At 42.1% G+C, this 551-nt stretch carries 1 pseudogene; it reads left to right on the top strand.

Going from position 1 to position 551, the window contains the following annotated elements:
* Window positions 1-88: 88 nt before the first annotated feature.
* Window positions 89-551, top strand: a pseudogene (locus tag QUA03_RS27105) (ATP-binding cassette domain-containing protein); the annotation flags it as partial.

The raw sequence follows: 551 nt of genomic DNA, 5'->3' as shown, positions 1-551 counted from the left end.
ACAGCCGATAACAGGGAAGCATCTCAGTTTGGGTGTCACAGGAACCAGATCATCTTACTCGCTACAGATATCTAAACAAGCAAGCAGGATGCTGACTTTTGTAAAAAACATTTTTTACAAAAGTGAGATACTCCCGATCGAACCTTCTCCACCAGAACCGATTGTCCAAAATCTAGAAGTTTCAGAAACCGTAGAGTTGAGAGAACATCCTCAATCAGAACCGATTGTCCAAAATCTAGAAGTTTCAGAAACCGTAGAGTTGAGAGAACATCCTCAATCAGAACAGATTGTCGAAAATCTAGAAGTTTCAGAAACAGTAGAGTCGATCGAGCATCCTCAACCAGAATCTGAACCAGTTGTAGAAACAGTAGAGTCGATCGAGCATCATGAACCAGCATCGGAACCAGTTGTAGAAACAGTAGAGTCGATCGAGCATTCTCAACCAGAACAGATAGTCGAAAATTTGCAAGTTGTAGAAACAGTAGAGTCGATCGAGCATCCTCAACCAGAATCTGAACCAGTTGTAGAAACAGTAGAGTCGATCGAGCATC

Source organism: Microcoleus sp. S36b_A4 (assembly GCF_036700645.1).
In the GTDB taxonomy this organism is placed as follows: domain Bacteria; phylum Cyanobacteriota; class Cyanobacteriia; order Cyanobacteriales; family Microcoleaceae; genus Microcoleus.
Note: the sequence above shows the minus strand (reverse complement) of the source record. Positions and strands in the feature narration are given on the sequence as shown.